The sequence below is a fragment of the Rummeliibacillus sp. GQ308 genome (assembly GCF_059759115.1).
On record NZ_JCAXDQ010000001.1, the window covers coordinates 2144563 to 2169804 of the forward strand.

General features: G+C 37.8%; 22 protein-coding genes. 4 read left to right on the forward strand and 18 right to left on the reverse strand.

What is annotated here, in order from left to right; genetic code table 11:
• Positions 1–281: 281 nt before the first annotated feature.
• The 7 genes from AC6CHJ_RS10765 to AC6CHJ_RS10795 all read right to left on the reverse strand — a co-directional run bounded on the left by AC6CHJ_RS10765 (position 282) and on the right by AC6CHJ_RS10795 (position 8290).
• Complete coding sequence (locus tag AC6CHJ_RS10765; RefSeq protein ID WP_498288450.1) at positions 282–3824, reverse strand: DNA translocase FtsK; 3543 nt, start codon at positions 3822–3824, stop codon at positions 282–284.
• 334 nt (positions 3825–4158) lie between these two features.
• Positions 4159–4767 carry a YtpR family tRNA-binding protein gene (ytpR, locus tag AC6CHJ_RS10770; protein WP_498288452.1) on the reverse strand — a complete coding sequence of 203 codons (609 nt, stop codon included), beginning with the start codon at positions 4765–4767 and terminating at the stop codon, positions 4159–4161.
• Positions 4764–5588 (reverse strand): DUF1444 family protein, encoded by an 825-nt coding sequence (locus AC6CHJ_RS10775; RefSeq protein ID WP_498288454.1) that lies wholly within the window; start codon positions 5586–5588, stop codon positions 4764–4766. The genes ytpR and AC6CHJ_RS10775 overlap by 4 nt, the downstream gene beginning before the upstream one ends.
• Positions 5589–5648: 60 nt before the next feature.
• Entirely contained in the window at positions 5649–5960 is a 312-nt protein-coding gene (locus tag AC6CHJ_RS10780; RefSeq protein WP_066788983.1) for a thioredoxin family protein, read from the reverse strand.
• Between the two features lie 12 nt (positions 5961–5972).
• Positions 5973–6494, reverse strand: coding sequence for a hypothetical protein (locus tag AC6CHJ_RS10785; protein ID WP_498288456.1), 522 nt, complete (start codon positions 6492–6494; stop codon positions 5973–5975).
• An 80-nt stretch (positions 6495–6574) separates the two neighbouring features.
• A complete protein-coding gene (locus AC6CHJ_RS10790; RefSeq protein ID WP_498288458.1) occupies positions 6575–7102 on the reverse strand; it encodes a DUF84 family protein in 528 nt (175 codons plus the stop codon).
• Between the two features lie 117 nt (positions 7103–7219).
• Positions 7220–8290 carry a M42 family metallopeptidase gene (locus AC6CHJ_RS10795; protein ID WP_498288460.1) on the reverse strand — a complete coding sequence of 357 codons (1071 nt, stop codon included), beginning with the start codon at positions 8288–8290 and terminating at the stop codon, positions 7220–7222.
• Between the two features lie 169 nt (positions 8291–8459).
• Between AC6CHJ_RS10795 and AC6CHJ_RS10800 the strand changes: the two genes are divergently transcribed.
• Positions 8460–8774 (forward strand): peptidase M4, encoded by a 315-nt coding sequence (locus AC6CHJ_RS10800; RefSeq protein WP_066789000.1) that lies wholly within the window; start codon positions 8460–8462, stop codon positions 8772–8774.
• A gap of 48 nt (positions 8775–8822) precedes the next feature.
• On the opposite strand, the gene AC6CHJ_RS10805 is transcribed toward AC6CHJ_RS10800, so the two are convergent.
• From AC6CHJ_RS10805 to pepV, 5 genes are all read right to left on the reverse strand, one after another.
• The gene (locus tag AC6CHJ_RS10805; RefSeq protein ID WP_498288462.1) at positions 8823–9686 is read right to left on the reverse strand and encodes a YtnP family quorum-quenching lactonase; all 864 of its coding nucleotides are present in this window, start codon (positions 9684–9686) and stop codon (positions 8823–8825) included.
• A gap of 302 nt (positions 9687–9988) precedes the next feature.
• Complete coding sequence (gene trmB / locus AC6CHJ_RS10810) at positions 9989–10639, reverse strand: tRNA (guanosine(46)-N7)-methyltransferase TrmB (protein WP_498288464.1); 651 nt, start codon at positions 10637–10639, stop codon at positions 9989–9991.
• Between the two features lie 133 nt (positions 10640–10772).
• Positions 10773–11780 (reverse strand): NERD domain-containing protein, encoded by a 1008-nt coding sequence (locus AC6CHJ_RS10815; RefSeq protein ID WP_147196045.1) that lies wholly within the window; start codon positions 11778–11780, stop codon positions 10773–10775.
• A gap of 98 nt (positions 11781–11878) precedes the next feature.
• On the reverse strand, positions 11879–14188 hold the full coding sequence (locus AC6CHJ_RS10820; protein ID WP_498288466.1) for a right-handed parallel beta-helix repeat-containing protein: 2310 nt from the start codon (positions 14186–14188) through the stop codon (positions 11879–11881).
• Between the two features lie 182 nt (positions 14189–14370).
• Positions 14371–15762 (reverse strand): dipeptidase PepV, encoded by a 1392-nt coding sequence (pepV, locus tag AC6CHJ_RS10825; protein ID WP_147196049.1) that lies wholly within the window; start codon positions 15760–15762, stop codon positions 14371–14373.
• Between the two features lie 324 nt (positions 15763–16086).
• Here pepV and AC6CHJ_RS10830 point away from each other — a divergent pair, with 324 nt between their 5' ends.
• Positions 16087–16308, forward strand: a complete 222-nt coding sequence (locus AC6CHJ_RS10830) for a DeoR family transcriptional regulator (protein ID WP_066789033.1) — start codon at positions 16087–16089, stop codon at positions 16306–16308.
• 184 nt (positions 16309–16492) lie between these two features.
• On the opposite strand, the gene AC6CHJ_RS10835 is transcribed toward AC6CHJ_RS10830, so the two are convergent.
• Together AC6CHJ_RS10835 and AC6CHJ_RS10840 are read right to left on the reverse strand one after the other, a co-directional pair.
• The gene (locus tag AC6CHJ_RS10835) at positions 16493–17206 is read right to left on the reverse strand and encodes a pseudouridine synthase (RefSeq protein WP_249774611.1); all 714 of its coding nucleotides are present in this window, start codon (positions 17204–17206) and stop codon (positions 16493–16495) included.
• Between the two features lie 11 nt (positions 17207–17217).
• Positions 17218–18828 carry a putative polysaccharide biosynthesis protein gene (locus tag AC6CHJ_RS10840; RefSeq protein ID WP_147196149.1) on the reverse strand — a complete coding sequence of 537 codons (1611 nt, stop codon included), beginning with the start codon at positions 18826–18828 and terminating at the stop codon, positions 17218–17220.
• Positions 18829–19036: 208 nt separating this feature from the next.
• On the opposite strand from AC6CHJ_RS10840, the gene AC6CHJ_RS10845 reads away from it, so the two are divergent.
• Together AC6CHJ_RS10845 and AC6CHJ_RS10850 are read left to right on the forward strand one after the other, a co-directional pair.
• Complete coding sequence (locus tag AC6CHJ_RS10845) at positions 19037–20296, forward strand: BaiN/RdsA family NAD(P)/FAD-dependent oxidoreductase (protein ID WP_498288467.1); 1260 nt, start codon at positions 19037–19039, stop codon at positions 20294–20296.
• A gap of 273 nt (positions 20297–20569) precedes the next feature.
• Positions 20570–21823 carry a GGDEF domain-containing protein gene (locus AC6CHJ_RS10850; RefSeq protein ID WP_498288469.1) on the forward strand — a complete coding sequence of 418 codons (1254 nt, stop codon included), beginning with the start codon at positions 20570–20572 and terminating at the stop codon, positions 21821–21823.
• 36 nt (positions 21824–21859) lie between these two features.
• On the opposite strand, the gene AC6CHJ_RS10855 is transcribed toward AC6CHJ_RS10850, so the two are convergent.
• From AC6CHJ_RS10855 to AC6CHJ_RS10870, 4 genes are read right to left on the reverse strand one after another with little or no spacing between them, the layout of a single operon-like run.
• On the reverse strand, positions 21860–23104 hold the full coding sequence (locus tag AC6CHJ_RS10855; RefSeq protein WP_498288471.1) for an MGDG synthase family glycosyltransferase: 1245 nt from the start codon (positions 23102–23104) through the stop codon (positions 21860–21862).
• A gap of 27 nt (positions 23105–23131) precedes the next feature.
• The gene (locus AC6CHJ_RS10860) at positions 23132–23749 is read right to left on the reverse strand and encodes a DedA family protein (RefSeq protein ID WP_498288472.1); all 618 of its coding nucleotides are present in this window, start codon (positions 23747–23749) and stop codon (positions 23132–23134) included.
• Positions 23750–23755: 6 nt separating this feature from the next.
• Complete coding sequence (locus AC6CHJ_RS10865) at positions 23756–24457, reverse strand: polysaccharide deacetylase family protein (protein ID WP_147196062.1); 702 nt, start codon at positions 24455–24457, stop codon at positions 23756–23758.
• A gap of 52 nt (positions 24458–24509) precedes the next feature.
• Positions 24510–25139: a Bax inhibitor-1/YccA family protein gene (locus AC6CHJ_RS10870; protein WP_147196064.1), complete on the reverse strand. Its 630-nt coding sequence runs from the start codon at positions 25137–25139 to the stop codon at positions 24510–24512.
• Positions 25140–25242: the final 103 nt, after the last annotated feature.

Below are 25242 nucleotides of genomic sequence, written 5' to 3' on the forward strand. Positions count from 1 at the left end.
GCTATAAATTTCATGTCATTCAACAATCCTTTCAAAAGCATAAAGGATGAAGAGATGGCAGATTAGTCTAAAATAAGCAACCAGCCATCTTCTATATATAACTCTTTTTATGTCGATGCCTTATTAAAACAACTACCATTATAACATGAAACTATGCGGTTCTAAACTATCCGTATATTTCAATAAAATGAAACTTTCACTTAACGGTGGGGCCAAGCGCCTGTTATTGCGGTATACATTATGCTTATAAAGTAAATAAAGTATGGGAATTACGCGTGATATTATACATGGGAGCCGTTGAATATGTTTTCAAGATCTTGTTCAGTCAAAAAGACATCTCTTGGTTTAGTGCCTTTGGATTCTGAAATAAAACCTTGCGCCTCCATCATATCTACTAATCTTGCTGCACGGTTATAACCTATGCGATATTTTCTTTGCAATGAGGATACAGAAACAGTTCCTTCCCTACAAATGAATCGGCAGGCTTCTTCAAATAGTTCATCTTGTTCTTCAATAGAGTCAACTTTTTTTAGTAGCTCTTCTTGTTGGAATAAGTAATCTGGTTCGCCTAACGACCTTACATAGGATGTAACCTCTTCAATCTCATCATCCGTTACAAATGTTCCCTGTACACGAACCGGAGCAGACATTCCGTTACCTAAATAAAGCATATCGCCTCTACCTAATAATCGTTCAGCGCCTTGGCTATCTAAAATCGTACGTGAATCCACATGTGATGATACAGAGAATGCAATTCGTGTAGGAATATTAGATTTAATCAATCCTGTAATAACATCAACAGACGGCCTTTGGGTCGCAAGTACAAGATGAATACCACAAGCTCTAGCTTTCTGTGCAATTCGGCAAATGGATTCTTCTACTTCTTGAGGAGACATCATCATTAAATCAGCCAATTCATCAATTACAATGACTAAATAAGGCATCTTTAGAGAAAACTTACGTTCTGCTTCTACCATTTTATTGTAGCGGGTAATATCTCTCGCTCCAGCATGTGCAAATAGCTGGTATCGTCGCTCCATCTCTTCCACAGCCCACTTTAGTGCAGCAGTTGCTGCTTTCACATCAGTGATGACAGGACTTACTAAATGCGGAATATGATTAAATGGCGCTAATTCCACCATTTTAGGGTCAATCAACATTAATTTAACATCCTGTGGGCTTGCTTTTAATAATAAGCTAACCAATAGTGAATTAATGCAAACGGATTTACCAGACCCTGTTGCCCCTGCAATCATTCCGTGCGGCATTTTCCGCAAATCAATCGTCATCGGTTCTCCTGTCAAATCCAATCCGAGTGCTGCTTCAAGAGGAGAATCTGAGTTAATGAAAGAAGAATGTTTTACAACTTCGGTAAGTCGGACAGCACGTGATGCACGATTTGGTATTTCAATACCTATTGAGCTTTTACCAGGTATTGGAGCTTGAATACGTATATCTCTTGCTGCAAGTGCCAGCTTTAAGTCATCCGCCAAATTCCGGATTTTACTTACCTTCACACCGTGGCCTACCGTTATTTCAAACTGTGTGACTGCAGGCCCTTGCACAATTTGAACAATCTCCCCATCGATTTGGAAGTAAGATAATGCTTCAATCAGTTTTTCACCTTGTGCATCCATCCAACCAAAATCCTCAGTTTGCTCTTCAGGCGGCTTTAAATAAGCGATTGCTTCGTCCAAATGCTCGTTGACTGTAGAAGGTTTGTATTCGACTTTCTCTTTTTTGTCTTCGATAGAAGCTGTTTCCGTATCTATCTGAGCTGGATAAGATTCCTGCAAAACCTCTGGTGACTTTTCGATAATCTCTTCTTGGATTTCTTCTTCTATTTCTGATTGCTTTGGCATTGAAGCTGCTGGCACTTCTTTAGGCTGTACAGCTTCTTGTTTTGAAGGAGTACTGAAAGATGTTTTATTCCTCAATGGTGTCTCAATGTTGCTGTAAGGGTTTAGCTTTTCCTTATCTGTCTTTAACATCACCACATTAAATGGAACTCTGCTACCTGAATGCTCTGTTGCATTTGGTATTTCATCTTCATCATTTACAGGTATTTCTCCTTCAAATGCTTGCACTGTTTCTAATTCAGCTTTCTGTACTTCTAGTAATTCATGCTCTTCAACAGTTACACTATTTGCCTCTGTTGCTTCTTCCCGATTCAACGTCTCTATTTCTTGTACAGTCTCATCGTTGACAGGGTTAGTTATTCCTTCTACAACAGGCTGGTTAATTGGCAACTTCTTTCCTGACCATGATATATCTATGTTGCTAAATGGATCTAATTTTTTCTTATCTGTTTTTAGCATGACCACATTAAATGGAATTTTGCTACCTGAATTTTTGTTTTGTACTATCTCTTCTGGTATTTCTGTTACTTCTAGTTCTTCTAGTTCTGCTGTTGCTTCCTGTTCTTCTATTGCTTCTTGCTCTTCTATTACTTCCTGTTCTTCTATTACTTCTTGTTCTTCTATTACTTCTTGTTCTTCTATTACTTCCTGTTCTTCTATTACTTCCTGTTCTTCTATTACTTCTTGTTCTTCTATTACTTCCTGTTCTTCTATTACTTCCTGTTCTTCTATTACTTCCTGTTCTTCTATTACTTCCTGTTCTTCTATTACTTCCTGTTCTTCTATTGCATCAGCTGCAATTTCAACGTTGGTTTCAATTACCTGCGCTTTTTCTTCATGTACAGGTCCTTGCACAATTTCATTACATTCGCCTTCATGCTTATGATCTTCTTTCCCACTCCTATTTGTTTCTACAATCATGTGTTCACTTTCTGATTTGGCAGGCAATTTTTCTAGTGTAGGCGATTGCTGAATTTTAGTCTTTTCTTCAACTATATGTTGAGATGTATTATTTGGAACCTGTCCTACTTGTTCTTCTATTCCCTTGTCTAGATTTTTTGGCAACTCAGGCTTTATTATGGACCCGCTAGCAGGTAAATCTGCTTTTGTTGTTTCATTTTTAATAGTCTTTTGCTTGTTCATATGACTATCAATCAAAGCTTCTGTTGTCTTTGGAAGGGGCTCTTTTGCCTTTTTTTCCTTTTCATCTATTAGTTTATGAATATCTTTTGGAGGCTTTGGTCTCTTAAAACCATAGACTGGTGAAGGCACATCTGTTGGGACGAACTTCTTTTTCACTGGGTAGTCTACTTGCTTCGCATCCGCTTTTTCTTTCTCTCTATCTTTGTTTATCTCTTTTTCTTGAGAAGGATAAATTGCCTTTTTTTCATACTTGGTCTCTTGCTTGAATGCCTTCTTTTCATACTTCATCTCTTGCTTGTATGGCTCGTGAGCTGGTTTTATAGGCTTAGCGTTACTTGATCGAAAAGGGTTATAGGTTTCCCTACTTTGCTTTTCCACTACACCTTTTAATCCTCTAGGCTCTCGACTAAATGGAGAATAGTCTTTAGGTCTTACAGTAGATTGTTGTCTATCTTGCCAAGTTGAATGGATTTTCGTCTGCTGCCTTGGCTGTTCAAAGCGTCCAGACGTCTCTGCTGGAGGAATATTATAGTCCTCAGCATCTTCCTCATTACTTTCTTTCACATATTCATCTGAAACCATTGGAAAGTTAAATGACGGATGCGGTTCCTGAGATTGTTCTGTTTCTATCATTTCATCTCTATAAGCAGTATAGTCATATTCATTTTCATTATAGTAATCTTCAGAATTGTTTTCTTCAAATTGATCATATGATTGATAAGGTTGATCTTCTTCATATTCATTGTAGGTCTGATTTTTTCCTGGCGTTTCTTCTGCTTCGTCGCCTAGAATTCGAGTTACGATTTTTTTAAACCAACTCATTATATGCACCACTCTTTTCTAAATCATTGACTACATTTTAGCAGTAACAAATAGCTTCATGCAACGCGTTTGAGACGAATCTGTCACAACTCCCTATTTTTTCACGTAGAATTTGGTGATTCGAAAAAAATCGCGGGGATATTTTACTAGAGTTACTTGTTCATTTTTAGGTCAATCCAACACCCAGAGCCTAGGACAGTAGATTTCCTTAACGATGATCTCTTTGAAAAAAACCGCCTCCAAATTGAATTGGAGACGGTTGTATATATTTTAATTCAAGCTCTATTTAAATCCCCTACTTTAAACAACCAATAAGGCTATAATGGCGGGATAACTATACTTCAAATGCTGCTCCCACTTTTGCATCTTCCTCAAGTACCATAATTCCTTTAACTTGAGGAGCATTAGGGATAGCTAATTCACGTGCTGAGCAAAGCATGCCGTATGAATCTACTCCTCGTAACGCTGAAGCTTTGATAAGCATTCCTGAAGGCATAACTGCTCCTACTTTTGCTACTACAACGCGCTGCCCCTCCGCAACATTTGGTGCTCCGCATACAATTTGTAGAGGTTCTTCTTCGCCAACATCTACCTTACAAATATGTAATTTGTCTGCATTTGGATGTTCAGATACTTCTTTCACATGGCCAACAACAAATTTAGGAGACAGATCAACATCAAAGTCTAAATGAGCATCATTTTTATTGACGGCATCTTTCAATTCAGAGATCAGTTCCTCTGTAATGGATACATTCCCAGCTTCTTCAATTTTCAAATAGTTGCTTGCATTGAATAGATTAAAGCCTTTGACTTCACCTGTTGCCTTTTCTTTTAAAAATACTAGGTCGTTATGTTTTTCGATTTCTGTTTTTACAATAGGTTCACTTGAAAGCTGAACGAGTAAAACATCCCCTACAAATTCTTTGTTGTATGATACGATCATGATTCTCCTTGCTCCTTCTTCACTCTATTTTTAGCCAATATAAATATCGGTTCTAGTTTGCCATCTTCGTATATGAAGGACAATGAGGTAATAGGCACAGCCCCAACCGAAAAGAAATGCATGGTCATTTGTGCAAGCACATCATATCCAGTATTATTTCTTATATCTCCTATAATGAGAACATCTTGATGAGGGATAGACACCGTCATATCCCCTTCTACTTGGCTTTGCATTTCCTTTAAGAAAGCGTCATTTAAAATTCGGCTTGCATCATAGCCATCATTTTCATTCAAAAAGTAAAAGATATTGCCGCCTACCTCATCTTTTTTTACATGAGTAGGAAGTTTACGAACTTGAAAACGTGCAGATTCTTTTACTCTTTCAGCAGGCACACCTAATTGACTGAGCATTGACTCATCTATAAGCCTATATGTAGTGCCTAAATCAAGTGCATAGTAGATAACCGTTTCAGCTGTATGTTCTGAGGTGAGAAACGGTTGTCCTTCTTTAGACTTCTTAGGAAAAGAACCAGAACGAATGACTGGATAGACATTCGAGAGATCTTTGAATCCCTGCTCTTTTTCTGCTTTCAATGCCTCGAATGTCTGTTCAATGGTATAGACAACTTCATCAATCGCTTTATCTTTGCGCTCATCATATTTAGTTAGCACATCACCAAGAGAAAGATCCATCCCCTTGCCAGTTGAACGTTGGTCTATTCGCAATTTGTTGGTCTTATTTTCTAGTTTCCATTCATAGTGAGTTTCCCCTAGACGGTCTTTTAAAATAGCTACTAATTCTTTCGCTTTAATCGTACTCACTCCTTTTGGAAAATTACTGTTTATCAAAAGTCCAGATAGCTCACTGTCCCTCTGCGAATTTTATTGTGCTTGCAGGAATTTTTCGATTTCCTCTTGAGTTTTGCGGTCCTTTGAAACAAAACGGCCAGTTTCTTCCCCATTAGAATAAGCGATAAAACTTGGGATGCCGTATACATTCAATTCCACACATAAATCAATAAAGTCATCACGGTTGATTGAAACAAATGTGAATTCGCTAAATTTCTTTTCAACCTCTGGCATAAATGGGTCAATAAAGCGGCAGTCCGGACACCAGCCAGCAGTAAATAAGAAGACATGCTTCCCTTGTCCTTTTAATTCATGAAATTGTTCGACAGATTGTAGTGTTTCCATTTAATCGTTACCTCACTTATTTTTTATTTGTACAGAATGGGCAATTTCCATTAGCTCAGGAATCGTATGGTCAATATTTTGTTGGCCTGATACGCCAGTAATTTTGACTCCGCCAGTACCTGCGACTACCCGATAATTGTGATTATCGTCCTCTAACACACTTGCAAAGCCAAATTGACCGTCTTTCTCATAAGTCTGTTCCTTTACAATGGCATCCTTTTCCTTTTGTTGTATAGCCTTGTAAAACTGCTTGCTTTGCTTTGGCTCATGCGGGTTAATGAATAATGAAAAAGTTTCATCACCTTTTTTAAGAAGTATATTTGTTTCATCCGAAGATGATTTAATCGTAAAGTCCTTTGGCAAATAAAATTGCAGATGTTCTGTTGAGGCAGTACTTGTCTTTGGTTTTTGCTCAAAAACTTGGTCTGCACTTTCAAAGCCTTTTGAAATTTTTGTATCCACATTATTGCTACATGCTGCTACAGTGAATACAAACGCACTGCAAATCATTAGTCTTGTACATTGACGGAACATGTCCATTCCTCCATTCGTACTTTTACTAATTTCATTGTAGAATGCCCGATAGGTCAATGCAACTATCATGTTTTTTCATGCTATTTCGAGTTTTTTTGATAGAAAAAGTATTGACCGACTAGCTCTTGAAGAATATGTTCGAACATCTCTTTGCGGTCAATCAATCCATCTGTAAAAACGCCAATCGCACCGGCAGTTTGCCTAGTATCCAGCTGTTTTGTGTATTCGTCCATTATTGGGCCAAGCTCTTGTGTGCCAGTCAGTTTGCTGGCAATTTCTTGCGGTAAAGGAATTTGAGCTCCTGCAGCAGTTAACACCTTGCCATTCGGCAAAGCTAAGGCTCCCCAATTGCATAGGTACATGATATCTTCTATTATCGTAACGCCGCCTTCTAAACCGAAGGCTAGATCTGCATTTGACTCTGCCAACATTTTTTTCGCACGGTTGATAGCGCCCCTCCTTGTCTCTTCAGTAGACATAGGCTGAGGAGAAACATCAGAAGAAACCGATAAATGTTCGAACGTTAATATATCATGAAAATGCTTTGTCACCACTGAAATTACCGCTGATACTTTTGCTTTATTTGCTGTACCAATTCCTACTTTCATCATAAACACTTCCTCGCAATAAGTTAAGGGGAGATCCCCTTATTAGGAAATCTCCCCTTACTATATCAAATAGGCATGAATAGTTTCCACAATCCAAGCACTGGTATATATCTATGACTACTGCTGACGGATTGATTCTAGTGTAGAACGGTCCGCATTTTTTACTAATTGAACGAGCAATTCTTTTGCTGCATCAATATCATCTGTATGCACAATAGAAGCATGCGTATGAATGTAGCGTGAGCAAACGCCAATTACTGCACTAGGTATACCATCATTTGAAGTGTGGACTACACCTGCATCCGTGCCGCCTTGTGAAACGAAATATTGATAAGGAATGTTATTGGATTCTGCTGTATCAAGAACATACTCTCGCATGCCCTTATGCGTAACCATCGTTCTGTCCAATATGCGAAGCAATGTTCCCTTACCTAGTTGGCCAAATTGTGTTTTATCACCTGTGGCATCATTTGCAGGGCTTGCATCTAATGCGAAGAATAAATCAGGTTTAATCATATTAGCCGCTACTTTTGCACCTCGCAGGCCGACCTCTTCCATTACATTTGCGCCTGAATAAAGCGTATTCGGCAATACCTCATCTTTTAATTCTTTTAATAATTCAATGGAAAGACCGCAGCCATAGCGATTGTCCCAAGCCTTGGCCATAATCTTTTTCGGATTGACCATAGGTGTGAATGGGCAGATTGGAAGAATTGGTTGACCTGGACGGACACCCGCCTTTTCAGCTTCTTCTTTGTTGTCAGCACCGATATCTATCAGCATATTGCTAATCTCCATTGGTTTCTCTCGCATTTCTGATGTTAATAGGTGTGGCGGTACTGAAGCAATCACACCTGGGATCTTGCTGTCTTTCGTATAAAGCTCCACACGTTGTGCGAGCATAACTTGGTTCCACCAGCCGCCAAGTGTTTGGAAGCGAATCATGCCATTATCCGTAATGCCTGTCACCATGAATCCTACTTCATCCATATGTCCAGCTACAAGAATGCGTGGACCTTTTTCGTCACCTTTTTTTAGTCCAAATATGCCACCTAAGTTATCTTGTACAATTTCATCCGCGTATTTAGATAATTCTGCTCGCATGTATGCACGTACAGCATGTTCATTGCCTGGAGCTCCTGGCAATTCAGTAAGTGTCTTAAACATCTCTAATGTATCTTGTTTCACAGTGAAGCCTCCCTTTATACAGTCTCTTTTATTGTAGACAAAATAGTAGGAAAATTCCACTTCTATATTTCGAATTGCGAAGTTTTATGACCACCTATCCTATTACCCTCTGAATGTTCATTTCAATCTATTTGTGATACACTGTATATATGAAAAGGGGGCATTTATAATGAAATTAGGAGACTTCTTATTAGGCGTTGCAACTGGTATTTCAGCTGCTTATGTAGTAAAACGGGTCGGCGAAAAAGTAAGTCCGTACGAAAATGCAGACCATGTTCTCAACAATATAAAAGAAGCTTTTAAAGAACAAGGTCCTATTGATGGTTCATGGATTTATATGCAACCAGAAACAGTTTACAAAGAAAACATTGAAATTCCTGTATACAAAGGCGGTATATCTCGTGTGCAAGAAGGAGAAACCGTGAACTTTGAATTCTCAGCAGATGCAAGAACAGGTTCAGTAGTCGATTTAGTAAAAGTATAATTTATTAATCTATTCCCCCATCTTACATATAAGATGAGGGATTTTTTGTTATGCTGTTGTATGTGTCTCTCTCGTACGCGGCAATTCTGCAATAATCTCTTTTCCAGATTGATCCCATTTGATTAATCGTTTATGGGCATCGTGATAGAAACTTACCCAATAGCCGTTCTTTAGTATTTCGTCTACCAGTTTTTCTTTTGCAAAGACAGATGTCATTGGATAATCATCATACGCGAGTACCCATAGCGGATTTTGATGCGCATGTGTGGGCATTATGTCCGCCATATGGATGATTGTTTCTCCTGCTTGTGTTAGCCGGATAATAGCATGTCCCTCACTATGACCACCTGTATGGAACATTGTAATGCCAGGCATTACTTCCAATTCTTCCTCAAATGTTTGAACTTGTCCTATAATTGGCTTCCAATTTTCTTTCCAATACGTATTTGCTGAACGAATATTCGGTTCTCTCATCTCATCCCACTCAATTTGTGAGGCCATAATTTTAGCATGAGGGAACGTAGACACCAATTCATCATTTTGCCACTTGGTCAATCCACATGCATGATCAAAGTGCAAATGAGTCATGAGCACAATATCAATATCTTCTGTTGTAAGTCCTAACTCTTTTAAACTATCATCGATTTTCGATTGCTCTTCCACACCATAATTGCGCAGCTGCTTCTCTGTAAATTTCCCATTGCCCACACCTGCATCAATCAATAAATTTTTCCCTTTATACTGAATCAAAATCGGGTCTGTTCGAAGTTCAATTTGATTTTTTTCATTGCTAGGATATTTTCTTGACCATAAAGGCTTTGGCACAACGCCAAACATCGCGCCGCCATCTAAATAGGTTACTCCCCCTTTTAACCACGTTAACGTCATATCATGAAATTGAAATGTATCCATTGAAAATCCCCCTTTGTGTAATAAGACCACTGAAAAATCGGTTATGCTCATGAAGAAATCAATAATAATCTCTTATTTTTTCTTCTAGTAGTCTCAACTTAAGACAGCACCGATAGTAGCTACCGTTATAATTGTAACATAATTTAGAAAACTTAGAGTATATCTATTGCTTATGATAGGGGCCATTATTCTATTCTTTAGTAGAAAACGTTTTCCAATAAATTCTTCCTAATAAAAAGCGCATGGCTTGATCTACCATGCGCTTTTTCTATTTCATATTCGCGAAAGTTAAAATATATTAGCTATTTTTTAAGCTGATATTGAGCTTCAAGACGATAGATCGGTTGTCCCTTCGCAGAAAATTTCTCTTCATACTCTGTCATCACGTTATATTCAGGCATTTCCACATGTAAGTCAAGTGAGACTTTATTTAGCAGCATGCCGTAGTGAGACAGGCTGACTAATGAATACTCAAACAACCCTCTATTATCGGTTTTAAAATGGATTTCTCCCTCATCAACTAAGATGGATTCATATATTTTCAAGAAGCTTTCGTGCGTTAGACGGCGTTTGGCATGTCTTGATTTAGGCCATGGATCCGAAAAGTTTAGATAAAGGCGATCTACATCGTTTTTAGTAAAGTATTTCTCTAAGTCAGCGCCATTAATAAGCAATAAACGCACATTTTCTGGTGTACCCGCAGCGATCACCTTTTCAGCAGCTTTTACAATAACGCTATCAAATAATTCAATTCCCAAATAATTAATGTCTGGGTTTTGAAGTGCCATTCCGGTGATAAACTGACCTTTGCCGGATCCTACTTCAATATGAAGCGGATGGTCATTACCAAATAGTTTTTGCCAATTTCCTTTATATTCTTCTGGATTTGGTATAATGATTTCAGGGTGTGCTTTGATAAAATCTCCAGCCCACGGTTTATTACGAACTCTCATTATATTTCCTCATTTCTTTTATTCATATAATCAACATTTAATTATTCAAGAAGTTATAGGTTGAGTCAAGGGCTTTACGGCCAAAAAGATGACAAAGATCAGTATTTTTTTCTTTTAATCTCTGCAAATCCTACTAATATTGCGAAGCTGCATCTTCACCTGGGTCAATCTTATTGTACGAAGTAGTTAATACGTTTTGCAAAAGTGATTGCGCTGCTTTTAATTGCATTGCCTTCATAGGTGATGAATTTTTCTTCAAATAGCTAAACCAATCTGGATATGTTTTTTTATCGATATATTCGATACCAAAGCTCGTATTTGTATCATTAATATAACCATTTCTAGATAGCACAATTTTTTTGATAGGCATCTCAATGCCATTTTCTCGAAAAATTTGCTTTACAATACTTTCTGTTCGATTTAATCCAATTAGCGGACTTAAAATCTTTTTGTCAATCTTGCCAATTTTCTTCGTCCAAAAGCGGCTACCATCTGGAATAAAAGCTGCTTGGACCTCCTCTTCCAGGACTCCGATACAAAGACATTGTGTAGGAGTTAACAAGATAATACCCGCTTCTACAGGAGCCCGTTTGATTTGAAAAACAGGTCGATATAATAATAAATAGCTATCTGGCAAACGTTGTGTAAATGCACGCAGCAACGTATCTCGTGTGTATCTCGGGTTTAGATGTGATTCCTCTCGCAAAGTTGAGCTCGCCCATTTCATTTGAAACTGAAACAACTGATCAATATACATACGTTTTAAATCATCCATTGTTTGCGGTGCGAAATAGAAAGACGGCTGAAATGTATATGCGTTTTCTTCTTCGTGCATATCTGGAGCCAACTCTCCATTTAATTCTTTTTCATTCTTTGTAAAAAAAGCTTCTGTACCATCTTCGATGTATTCATCATCCTGTGTTTTTTTACTTTTTCTACGGAAAAAACGTGGCAAAAAGCTCTTTTTTGGTTTTTCTTCTGCTTCTTCTACCTCAAGCTCACCATGAATGTTACCTGTCTCCCAATCGCTTTTCATACGGATCCATTGTACCTTTTTAAGGCGGACAAATTGGGTTGTGTATCTCTTTAAGTCTTTTTCATATCTAGAAACATAATCTTGCAATTTTACTAGCTGTGCCAAATGAACACCTCCCATATGAAGTTTTCTTTTTATGTACCCCCCATAAAAATGGGGGTATCTCGCAAATTTATTTTACCATGTTTTTTATATACCCATTATTAGCGCCAGTTTAATAACAAGATTTTTTCTGGATTGTTGTACTCTAGATACTCATTGTTAATGCGGGCAAATACTTCTTCTGTATCTATCAAATCATTTGTCTTAAGTAATTCCTTTTCAGCATTTGAAAGCTTGTCTTTAATTTCTTTATATTGTTCCCCTGGCCCTGTATTTTGCCAAGCAATAAATTGGATAGGTCGGCCCACTTTTTCAAAAGTATTATATTGGATTTTGGGGTGAATCGCTCCACTAGATAGAATACCACGTTTTTCTGGATCGCCTTTGGCCACATTTTTTATTACGTTTTCTGCTATGGTTGGGTTCATCCAGTTCATAATCCGTATAGCATCATTTCTGGTCGTATCAATTATATTTCCATAAATAACGATTTGTTTATGTGGATGTCCCTCTGAATATTTATGAGTTCCGATAGCTCGATCTAAATTCTTAAACTGATTGTTGAGAATTAGAATCCGTTTATTGGCTGTTCGATCAAAATTGCTCCATTCAGAACTCCACCCAAGAGTCGTTTTATCCGGCGTATCTAGGTTAATCGCTTCTTTCACATGTCGAGCTGATGGAATGGAATTGAAAAATTCGTTATCTCGAATGATTACATTTTCCGAGGCGTCCATTTCAATAAAGTGGCCGCCGTTCATATTTTTGAACTGTATATTTTGTATCTGTACATTTTTATTGTGCCCCATGATAATCGCAAAGCTGAATAATTTGAACTTCAGATCAAAAATCACTTTCCCCTTGCCAATAAAGCGAATGTTTTTTTCACCTTTATGGCCACCTACAACTCGCTCTTTCTTCGATAAAGAAGGCCGGATCAGCTGGAAGATGGAATTAGAAGGGTTGATGGTCGTACTCCCCGTATGATCACCTTTAATTATTTCGACGCCATCTTCAAACTCAAGTGTCACATTGGACGGCACATATAAAACATTGGTAATTGTATATTTTCCTTTTTTAAAAACAAGCTTTCCGCCACCTTGCTTCTCAAGCTGCTCCATGTATGAGCGCAATGCGTAATACTGCTTTGTCTTGTCTGTATAAGAATTACGTAAGAGGTATTCCTTATTTAAGGTAACTGACTTTGGTGTGACAGTATATACAGCCTTATTAAGATCCTTTAGATTGGTAATCTCAATTTTTTCTAAAAACTGGTCGTGTTCGATGGGGATGGCATATTCTTTAAGCTGTTCACCCTTATTCGAAGCAAGTGCTTTTTTATTGCTAAGAGTGACCGTGTTTTCGCTCACTGTGCCATTCGAAGTATACTCTGCTAGCTTGACGGGAATCTTCATTTTTTTCAATTGGTTCAGACGGATGACAGGCTTGTAGGAACCTAAAACATAAACCCCATAGCCTTTTGCATCTTCTAGAGTGTTGTCTTCAACTGTTGAAAGACGCCAGTTGTTCATCACAATCATATTCGAGCTTGCGTGAGCTATTTTGTTTTTTCGAATTACGATTTTGTTTTGAGGCTTTCCATCTGTAGCATTTTTTGAACTAATCGCTTGGTAAATATCGTAGAAATAGTTTTGTTCTATCGTCGTATGCACATTCGGCGTTCCATCGTACATACTCCAGCTGACCTGGTAGTTGCCATCCTTTTCTTCTGCTGTATCCAAACTGATGACTGGTTTGGAAGAAGAATGTTGATGAAGGAAGGTGTTGTTTTGAATGGTCGCATGTTTTGTACCGGCTAATTGTATAAAATACCCTTCATTCGCATTAAGGAATTGAATATTCTTAATAAGCAGGTTCTCATTATGTCCAGCGATTATTCCATTTACATTTTTTTGATGATTCAAATCAATGGTGGCCTTTCCATCACTTATTATACTGATATTAGTAGAACCGGTATAATCATATTGCATGCCAATCTTCTTTACCACGCTAGGTGCTACCAATTGGAACATGGAATACGAAGGCTTTAATGTATTCCCGCTTCCCGTATTCATACTCTTTTTCAAAATCACTCCGCTATTTAGTTGAATAGTTACGTTTGAAGGTACGAATAATGTATTGGTAATAGAGTATTTGCCCTTTTTTAATACAAGCTTGCCTCCACCCTTTTTTTCCAGCTCCTCTAAATAAGATCGAATGGTGTAGTAGTTTTTCGTTTCTTTTGTATAAGTGGAATAGCCTTGCATTTTCTTATTGAGGGGTTTCGTATTTGGTGAGATAGTGTAATCTTTTTGCTTCGCTGAGGCATCAAAAAGGTCAAATTTGCAGAAAAGCAATGACATGATAAAGGATAGTAAAATTATGTATAAAAAACGTTTAGTAAAATACATAGAAAGATCACTCCTACTTTACACACTAATTTTCATACTTGGCTTTATTATGTACTGCTGGTATACAATTATCCTTCCTGAACTAATTTCCTTTAAATGCTGTCTTGGTTCCTCTTCACAAAACAACTATTTCATCAACAACCAAAAAACCTCCATCTAAATTAGACGGAGGTTTCCTATCACTATTTCGTTCCAAGCTCCACGATTGCATCTGCATAGATGGCAGCAGCCTTTACGAGATTTTCAATTACTACAAATTCATCTGCTTGGTGAGCGACGTCTGGTTCGCCTGGGAACAACATGCCGAACGCTACGCCTGTTGGCAATTCACGTGCATATGTGCCTCCGCCAATAGATAATAATTCCGCTTTCTCACCCGTATTTCGTTCATATACTTTAGAAAGCTTTTGAATTAATTCTTCTTCTGGTTTTACATAGTGTGGTTCTGAATTATCATCCACGACTAGATCAAATCCAAGTTTAGCAGTCGCTTGTTTACCAGCAGCGATTTTCTCTTCATAAGGATATGTTACTGAATAGCGCATACTGACATCTATTCTTCCACCTTTTCCTTCTTCAAATGTCACAATGCCTGCGTTCAACGTTGTATCGCCTGACATTTCATCAGTGAATGCAAGGTCTAGCGCATGACCTCTTGTTTCATTTGCGAAAGCTGTTACGATGAACCCTGTAAATTCTTTAGATTGAGGTGTTGTCAACACTGTGTTTAGATATTGAGCAAGTTTTACCGCAGCGTTAATCCCAGCGTTCGGCTCCATTGCATGAGCTGATTTACCTTTTACTGCTAATTTATGTCCCTCTTCTGTCTTTTCGATAGATCCTTCCAATTGTGATGAAGCTAAATAGGCATTAAAAATAACTTCAGCTTCTTCAGGCATATTGCGTACAATGGCTTCAGCAAAATCCGGCACCATATTCATTCGATGCCCCGCATGGAATGAAATTAATTGTTCGTTTTCTTTTGAAGATGCTTGTTGACGGAAAGAAATCTCAGCGATTCCTTTTTCAGCATTAATAATCGGGAAGTCTGCATCTGGCGCGAAGCCTAATGTAGGCATTTCTTCTTTTTCTACATATCTTTTAACGCAACGGAAGCCTGACTCTTCGTCTGATCCTACAATCATCCGGACTCTGCGGTTTAATGTTATACCTGCATCTTTCACCATCTTCATCGCAAGCCATGCAGCCATTGTTGGTCCTTTATCGTCGATGGCGCCTCGTCCAAATAACTTGCCATCTTCTACTACAGCACCAAATGGAGGGTGCACCCAATCACTTCCTGCTGGCACTACATCAACATGACAGAGAATACCGACTAATTCATCGCCTTCTCCCATTTCTATGTAGCCAACCATATTATCAATATTTTTTGTTTTTAATCCTTGCTTCTCACCTTGTGAAAGCATCCAATCCAACGCTTTTCTCGGCCCTTCGCCGAACGGCATCTCCTCTGTAGCCATACTCTCATCCAAGACACTTTCGATTCTCACTAATTCTTGCAACTCTGCAATTAGTTCATCTTGTCTTTCCTGTGCTTTTTGTAACCATTCCATAGTTTTTATTCCTCCTTTACATTCCAACTATATTTTACACTGTTTTGAGAGTATTCACATAGGACAAACCAAAAATCGAACCTTTTTCCATTTTCTAATATTTTCGTTCGTCTATGGCTCTATTTATGTATGTGCCAAACTTCTTAAATCAAACAAAAGGTTGGAAATCAACTAAAAGATTCGTTATAATGAAATTGTCAAATAACTTTTGACAAACCAATTTGAAAAGGGGATGTCTAAGGCAAACTAAATTAGGAGCCTGAATACCTCGCAATTATTGTCGTCCGCTAGTCTTTTAGAATTAAGATGAAGGAGTGTTCAATATTGAAACACACAACTGATCGGATGCTCAATCGAATTAAGGACGTGTACATGTATATACACAGTAAGGGAACTGTGACTACACAAGACCTTGTCGATGAATTCGGCATCACTCCTCGCACCATTCAGAGAGATTTGAATGTGTTAGCCTTTAATGATTTGGTCGAAAGCCCAAGTCGAGGCAGATGGACAACGACGCGTAAGAAAGTGAAAATGACATCTTAGAAAGATTCGACGAGTTGGATCTCACGCTTTTCGTTGAATAGACGATGAACCGAGCCAATATGCTGATGGCCATTCGTCTTATGTTATGAATGAAATTAAATTTACGTAAAAAAAAGAATGACCATGCTGCGTCGCTTGGTCATTCTTTTTGGTGCTTATTTTTTTATAAAAAACAAATTACTCACTAGTTCCAGCCATCGATCTGTTCAATCTCTTCTGGCGTTAACTCTCTATACTCTCCAGTTTCTAAACTCTCATCAAGTTCTAAGTTCCCCATCGATAGTCGTTTCAAATAGGTTACTTTTTTGCTCACCGCTTCGAACATTCTTTTGACCTGATGGAACTTTCCTTCTGATATCGTTAACTCGATTTCTGATGACGCACCTGATTTTATAATTTTTAATTCGCCTGGTTTTGTTTGGTAACCATCCTCCAATACCACACCTTGGCGAAATGCCACTACATCTTCTTCAGTTACACAGCCATCAATTGTTGCATAGTATACTTTCGGCACGTGTTTTTTTGGTGACAGCAATCGATGTGCAAGAGATCCATCATTCGTTAAAAGAAGGAAGCCTTCCGTATCTTTGTCCAAACGACCTACAGGAAACGGTTCGAAATGCGCATAGAAAGGATCAATCAAATCAATAACCGTTTGATCATATAAATCCTCTGTCGCAGAGACGACGCCTGCAGGTTTATTCATCATTAGGTAAATGAACTCCTGATAGATGACACGCTCGCCAAGCACCGTTATGCTCTGTTTTTCAGGATCCACGTGTAATGAAGGATCTTTGGCCTCTTCCCCGTCGATAGAGACTGCCTTTGTTTTTAGTAATTTCTTTATATCTTTCCGTGAACCATAACCCATGTTTGACAATAATTTATCTAAACGCATAAAACTCTCTCCTACATTCCAAATTTACGTGCAATTTTTGCAATCTTATCACCTAACAACTTTTGTGCAAGCTTTGTGCGGAGCGATAAAAAGGCATACACGAGACCACCCACCGTAATACATACAATGAGATACAGTAGCGCAGCAATTTTAGAATGCGCTACACCAAACATCAGAACAAGTAGCTTATGTGTAACGATGACAGAGGCAGCCATAATGAGCGTCAGTAGAATAATAAGCACTGACCTTCTTACAACCACTTTTGACTTATAATGTAACGCTTTTTTCAATACAAGGATGTTAATAACGATTGACACCATATAACCAATAGCTGTTGCAAGAATCGCGCCTTGTGTTTCCATCGCCTCAATCAGAGGTATATTCAGAGATAGCTTCACAAGAATACCTGTCAATAAACTAAAGACAATCCATTTTTGATAATCGATACCTTGTAACAGCGCAGCCGTCACTTGGAAAAATGCAAACAGAATGGCAACCGGCGCATAAGCAGCTAAAATACTTGAAGCAACTGCGCTCTCTGAATAAAGCAGATGATAAATGTCTGCAGACAATATCGATATACCCACTACTGCTGGCAACGTGATAAATAAAAGAATTTGATAGGTTTTATCCATTGTATTGATCAAGGCATTATGCTGATTCTTTGTAAAGTAATTGGTGATTGCCGGCACAAGTGCCATAGAAAACCCTGTCGCAAGCATGACAGGTATAATCACAATCTTTTGTGTTGTAAAATTCAGCATTCCTAGATAATCATCCGATACCTTTGCTAGTCCGATATTAGACATCGCTGTATTAAACGTCAGCATATCCACTAGCTGGAATAAAGGATTGGCAATACCTACAAATACATATGGAATGGAATAAGTCACAACTTCTTTATAGATACTTTTATAAGAAAGCTGACCTGTTGAAACGCTGTTCTGTAGCTTCAAATTAAACTCTGGCTTAAACTTTCGCCAGTAATACCAAAGGGCGAGCAAACCACCCAAAGCTCCTATAAAAGCAGAAAATACAGCGAATGAAATAGCTGTTTGCGCTGTACCATGAAAAACCCTCATGACTAAGAAAGATCCGATTAAGAGAACAATAATACGAACAATTTGTTCAATTAATTGTGATATGGCAGTTGGTTCCATATGGTCGTAACCTTGGAAGAAACCTCGCACTAAGCTCATGAAAGGAACCACAATCAATGCAAAACTTACCCAACGAATAACGCCGGCAATTTGAGCTACATTAAAAATTTGTTCTTCATCTTTGATGACCATATGTGCTATTGGAGTAGCCATAAAATATAGAACTAAAAAAGATAAAAAACCTGTAATGGTCATAATAAGCAAGCCCGAGCGGACAAGCTTACGCCCTGAATCATAATCACCAAGGCTATTATACTTCGCTACAAACTTTGATACTGCAATCGGTGCGCCTGAGATGGCTACAGATAGCATAATTGTATACGGAACATAGGCATACGAATATAAAGCCACGTTTTTCTGCCCAATAATCGCATAAAACGGAAAAATATAAACGAGGCCCAAGACTTTCGATAAAAACATACCAATCGTTAGAATGGCAGTTCCTTTCATTAATGAAGACATATTACCCAACAATCCTTCCAATTCGGAATCATCCAATTTAACCGGGCTTTGATTGACAATTTCTCGAGCCGCTACTTTTCGTATTGGCTTTTATTGCCCATTAAAATAATAAACCTAAATGTTAGTTTACAACTCGCCATGCAATTACTCAAATAGTTTTCTTTTATCATGTATAATAAATATAAAAAAAGAAAGTGAGTTCCATTTTATGTATGATGTAATCGTAATTGGCGGTGGCCCTTCAGGTCTCATGGCTGCCATCGCTGCAGGCACTGAGAATAAAAAAGTTCTTTTAGTAGAAAAAGGACATAAATTAGGGAGAAAGCTTGCAATATCAGGCGGTGGACGCTGTAATGTCACAAATCGACTCCCGATTGATGAAATTATTAAACATATTCCTGGCAATGGCCGTTTTTTATATAGTCCTTTCTCTGTTTATAACAATGAAAATATTATTTCTTTCTTTGAAAATCTAGGTGTTTCTTTGAAAGAGGAAGACCATGGACGCATGTTCCCTGTCTCCAATCGAGCCCAAGATGTAGTGGAGGCAATGCTTAGGGAATTAGCACGCTTAAAAGTCGAAATCCGTCAAGATACTACCGTTGCGAAATTATTGATGGATGCCGAAAGAATAAGAGGCGTCCGCTTAAAAGATGGTACAGATCTGCAAGCAAAGGCGGTTGTAGTTGCAGTCGGCGGCAAAGCCGTCCCACAAACGGGTTCCACTGGTGACGGCTATCCTTGGGCTGAGCAGGCGGGACATACTGTAACAGATCTATATCCGACGGAAGTCCCTTTAATCTCCAATGAGACGTTTATTAAAAGCAAAGAGTTGCAAGGACTAGCTCTTCGCGACGCTGAAGTTTCAGTCTTAAACAAAAAAGGCAAAACTATTATAACGCACAAAATGGACATGTTGTTCACCCATTTTGGTTTAAGTGGACCAGCTATTTTGCGTTGCAGCCAATTTGTTGTAAAAGAAATGAAGAAAAATGGCGGCAAGCCTGTCCGAATTCGGATTGCTGGGCTAACTGGCTATAATGCAGAATCTGCTTTTCAGTATCTATTAAGCTTGGCGAAAAAAGAGCCTAAAAAGGCATTAAAAAATATATGGAAAGGGATTGTGCCTGAGCGCTGGCTGATCTTCTTAATGGAGAAGGCAAATATCGACGATTCGCTAACAGGAGCAGAACTTTCCTCAGAAGCAGCACGCCATCTAGCAAATGAGTTGGTTGGTTTTGAAATGTTGGTCAACGGCACTCAGCCTTTAGAAAAAGCCTTTGTTACTGGCGGGGGTGTTTCTGTGAAAGAGATTGAACCAAAAACAATGGCATCTAAAAAGAAAACAGGGCTTTACTTCTGTGGAGAAGTCTTAGATATTCACGGTTATACAGGCGGCTATAACATTACATCTGCACTTGTAACAGGCCGAATAGCTGGAATGAGTGCAGCCTCATCCATCGATTAAATGAAAGATGAGGCTTGGACACCAATGTTACAAAATACTTTTCGCAATAGAAAATAATTAAAATAAAACCGAACAAATGTAATTTTACATTTAGTTCGGATTTATTTAGTTATTGATTTTTCGATAGATAATGAATAAATTCACTTGTTTGTCAATTTTTTGACTAAATATATGAATATACATTAATTACCTCTTTATTTCTCTCATATTAAAGCCTATTCTTATAGTAAGAATGCAAAATTATTATTATTTTTAAAGGGGTGAATAATTTGCATGCAAACGACTCCAAAAGAGCCATCTTCTATTCAGTTTGAAAATGATCCTAATTTCTATAAACAATTAGCTCAGCAGAATTTCAAACGCATGTACGCTCTGGCCAAATTCTTTCTGTGGGTAAGCTTAGGTCTAGTGCTTGCTACAGTTTGGTGCCATTTCTTTTTCAAGAGTTACCCCCATTACCATAGTGTTTATATAATTCCTTATGGCTTAATGTTTCTTTCCAATTTCATGGTCTTACTATTAGCAAATCCAAAAAAGTTCAATCAAAATGGCAGCCTTGACTATTATAAACAGCTCGAAGAAATTACGGCTTACTATATTTGTTGGCTCTTGATCCTTAGTTTAAGTATCTCACTAATAGACTTTCATTATCAACATCATACAGTTGCTTATATTATGTCATTAGTGATTTGTGCTAGTTTCTTTATCATGCGTCTTCGTTATTTTATAGCACCTTTAATCGTAGCAGTAATCGCATATATATTAAACTACTTTACTTTAGACGAACCATACATTCGATATACATTCGAGATGCACCTGGCTATATTTCTTACTCCTGTTTTACTTGTTGTTGCCCATTTTAATTATCAAAACTTTATTACTTCCTTTCAACAAGAGAAATATTTATGTAGGGAGTCTACTCGCTCAAGACAATTAGCAAATGAACTTGCTGCAGCCAATACAGAATTGCAACGGTTATCTGCAACTGATGAACTGACAAAAATCGCTAACAGAAGAGGCTTTCATCAATACAAAGCTGCTCTTGAGGAACGGGTTCATCCTTATACACTTACCGTTTTAATGCTCGATATTGATTATTTTAAGGTTTACAACGATTACTATGGACATGCTTATGGGGATATGGTGCTATCTCGTGTGGCAACAGTATTAAATCATATAGCTCTCTCTACAAACTCTTTTGCTGCGCGGATGGGAGGCGAGGAATTTATCATGCTGATACCTGATCAACGACCGGAAGAAATCGTGATTATTTATAAACGAGTGCTCAGGGATATTCAACAATTCAACCTTTCTAATGCAGCATCCAAGGTATCAGACCAACTTACATTCAGCGCAGGAGCCTATAGAGGAAAGATTAAGACGAACGATGAGATTGAAGAGTTTATGCATAAAGCAGACGCCCTCCTTTATGATATTAAAAAAGCTGGCCGTAATGGCTTTAAATTAATGGAAGACGAAGAAGTTCTCTATCATCTTCAGCCGATCATCAAACATAAAAGGCCCTAGCATAATGAGTATCATGCTAAGGCCTTTTCATTTGGGTTATCCTCTAACCATCTCCCATTGAAGAGTCGGGCTGTATTCGTATGCAGGTTGTATTGTCCTGCCATTGCCAAGAAGCCATTTAAAGACTTCATGTAGTTGGCTTGTTAGCTCTAATTCTATTTCATCCTCATAACATTCTATTGAACGTGCACATGATTCCAATATTTGGCTATCATTCAAAATAGCATTTAATTGAGATTCAATAGGCATTTCTTTGGATAATTCTACGACAAGATTATGTTTCTTTAAATAATCTAAATTAATTTTTTCTTGGCCCGGAAGATGCGAATGAACGATGATTGGTAGCTTTTTACGTAAAGCCTCGCTAATCGTCACACCTCCAGGTTTAGTAATAATGGCATCCATTTTATCATATAGCTTGTCCATTTCTGTTCTTGAGCTAATATATGACAGCGGCTTAATATGTGCTTCTTTCCATCCATGAATTTCATCGTAGAGTTTTTTGTTGTTTCCGCAAAGAATATAAAATTGAAATTCAGGATGCTTTTTTAATTCAGTAGTCAGGCTTGATATCCCGCCAAGACCGCTATTACCGCCAGCTACTAATATATGGGGTCTATCATTTCTCTTATTTCTACTTGTCCCTTTTTTAATTTCCTCATGAACGGGTATGCCTGTAACAATAATATGTTTTCTAGGGATACCAAATTCATGAATTAGATGCTCTTTCACTTCCTTGCTCGGTACAAAGTGTAAATCGATGCCTTCTTTTGCCCAAATACCATTAATAAAAAAATCTGTATAGGCATTGATAACAGGGACCTCACATTTCCCTTGCATTTTCAATCGGCTGATCAGACATGATGGAAAGCCATGTGTACAAACGATAGCATCAGGTTTTTCTAGTTCAATCAGTTGCTCCATCTTCTTTAAAAAATGGTTTTCATAGAATTTTTTTGGCTGGTTTGCTGTACAGTATCTTTTACTATAAATAAAATTATAAGAGTTAGGAAATAGGCGAATCCAATTCAAATAGCTTCGAGAGAGCATTTTCTCTAATCCTGGATGCCAATAACTAATCAAATCAATCTTCTTTATCTCATATTCTTCATTGCGGCCCCTCACCATGTCCATTAAAGCATCTGCGACTTGATGATGGCCGGATTGCATCCGCAATAGCGGAAAGAATAATATTTTTTTCATATCGAAGAACCCCTTTTCAAATAGCACGATTTTTAAGATAAGGTTGAAGGGAATTTGTCCTTCTTTACTATCTGTCATTACCCGCTCTCTCTAACTAAAAAACAGTCATTGATCAGAATCATTACTTGACTTATTTTTCTTAGATCGTCCTATTATCTTTTTCACAATAAAATAAACAATAAATAGTATAAATAATATAATTCCTAAATATGGTACATAATCCGGATTAATATAAATCGTATTCGCAGTAAAATAACCCAACAAAACAAAAGGCATGGTCCAGATAATACTGCCAATGAGAGAAAAAAGAATAAATGGCTTAAGTGGCGTCTTGGTTATTCCTGCAAAGTACGGGCTGATTTGACGCATGCCCGGCAGGTAAAAGCCGAAAGTAATTGTTCTATATGCATTCTTATTATATTTGTTTTCAATCTTCGCCCACCGCTCCGAATTGAGTCCAATATATTTGCCAAAGCGATTGATGAAAGGAGCCCCTAGGTATTTGCCCAAAAGATAAGCTACTATCATACCAATGAAGGCACCTAATTCTATAAAAATGAGCGAATGAGCCATTGACAGCTTTCCATAACTTATTAGAACTCCTGTCAAAAATAACAATGATTCTTCAGGAGCGGGAATACCGACAATTCCGAAAAATAAACAAATGAAAAGAATAACATATCCATAAAGACTTAAATATTGCATTAATTGATCAATATTCATAGCAACTTATTCCCACACATCTTTCAGTGTGATGAATTCTATATTTTTTTCGTGACAATCTTCTAAAAAAAGCTCCAAATTTCGCAGCATATATGAGGGTGCCTCCTTTTCAGCGCCTTGTGTGTCGCCATTATCATGTAATACAAAGATAGAACCAGGACTTGCATATTGCTTCAGTTCTTCTAGCAAACCATTCCGTGCTTTTTCTACTTTCCAGTCACCAAAAATATGGGACCACATGATTTTTTTATATTTTTTTCCGACGAATAATGTAAACAAATTAAAATGTCCCCATGGCGGACGGTAAAATTGTACCGGTTCCCCTGTCGCTTCTTCGATTGCCTGATTAGCCAACGTTAATTGCTTTTTCAGTTCTAATGGACCAGTTAACCAATTGGAAACATGTTGATTATGATGAATACCTATAGTATGCCCTTCATCTGCCATCCGTTTAACAATTTGAGGGTTTCTTCTCACATGGTCTCCAACTACAAAGAATGTAGCTTTTACGTGATATTTTTTTAATAAGTCCAGTAATTCCGGTGTATAAACTCCGTGTGGTCCATCGTCAAATGTTAACGCAATCTGTTTTCCAGGAATGGTCTTGTAAATCCCTAGCTTGCTTATGCGAATAAAAACGGTCGGGAGTGGGCCGTAACATAAAAACAAGATGACTAGACAAAGTATAATAATTAACAATAATTTCATATTCCACAGCCCTTTTCCGTCAATAGTAATCCCTTACCCGAAAACTAATCTACTAATCATCATCAAAAATTCGTTTCAGATGGTAGATGAGTCGCAGTAGATTGGTAAATAAATTAATGAAGTCCAAATACAAATTTAATGCCACTAGCGGTACTTCCTCATCCGATATGACACTTTTTGCAATTTGGTTCATATCATATAGCGTATAGCCGATGAAGAGTAACACTCCAATTCCACTAAGAACGATCATCATCATATCGCTAAATCCTACAAAGATATTAATCACTGAAAAAATTAATATTCCGATGAGTATGATGAATAAGAATTTCCACCAGTTAGAAAAATCTCGTTTTGTATTATAGCCGATGAGCCCTGCTACGATAAAAATAAGTGCAGTAGAGCCAAATATAAGCAAAACAAGCTTTCCGCCTAACGCTCCAATATAGAAATTCAGCAAACTATACAGCGTAATGCCAGTTAGAAACGCAAACAGCACAGATATGAATTTACTCGCCTTCCGAGCAGCACGGCTAACCATAACAATTATCAATAAGATGACTGTTACTATGCTGATTGGCAAAACCATCGGTTGTGGTACGTAAACCCCTGCAAATAATCCTATCGCTGTAAACAACCATAACAGAGTGAAGAAACGAAGGACCTTTGGAAATTGTGATTCCATTTATAGACCTCTTCTCAAATTTTTTTCGTCCTTAATTATACGTATTTAGTCACAGAAGGTTTCGTTTTTATGTTGGATTATTTTAGCAAAAAACCTTCTTCCA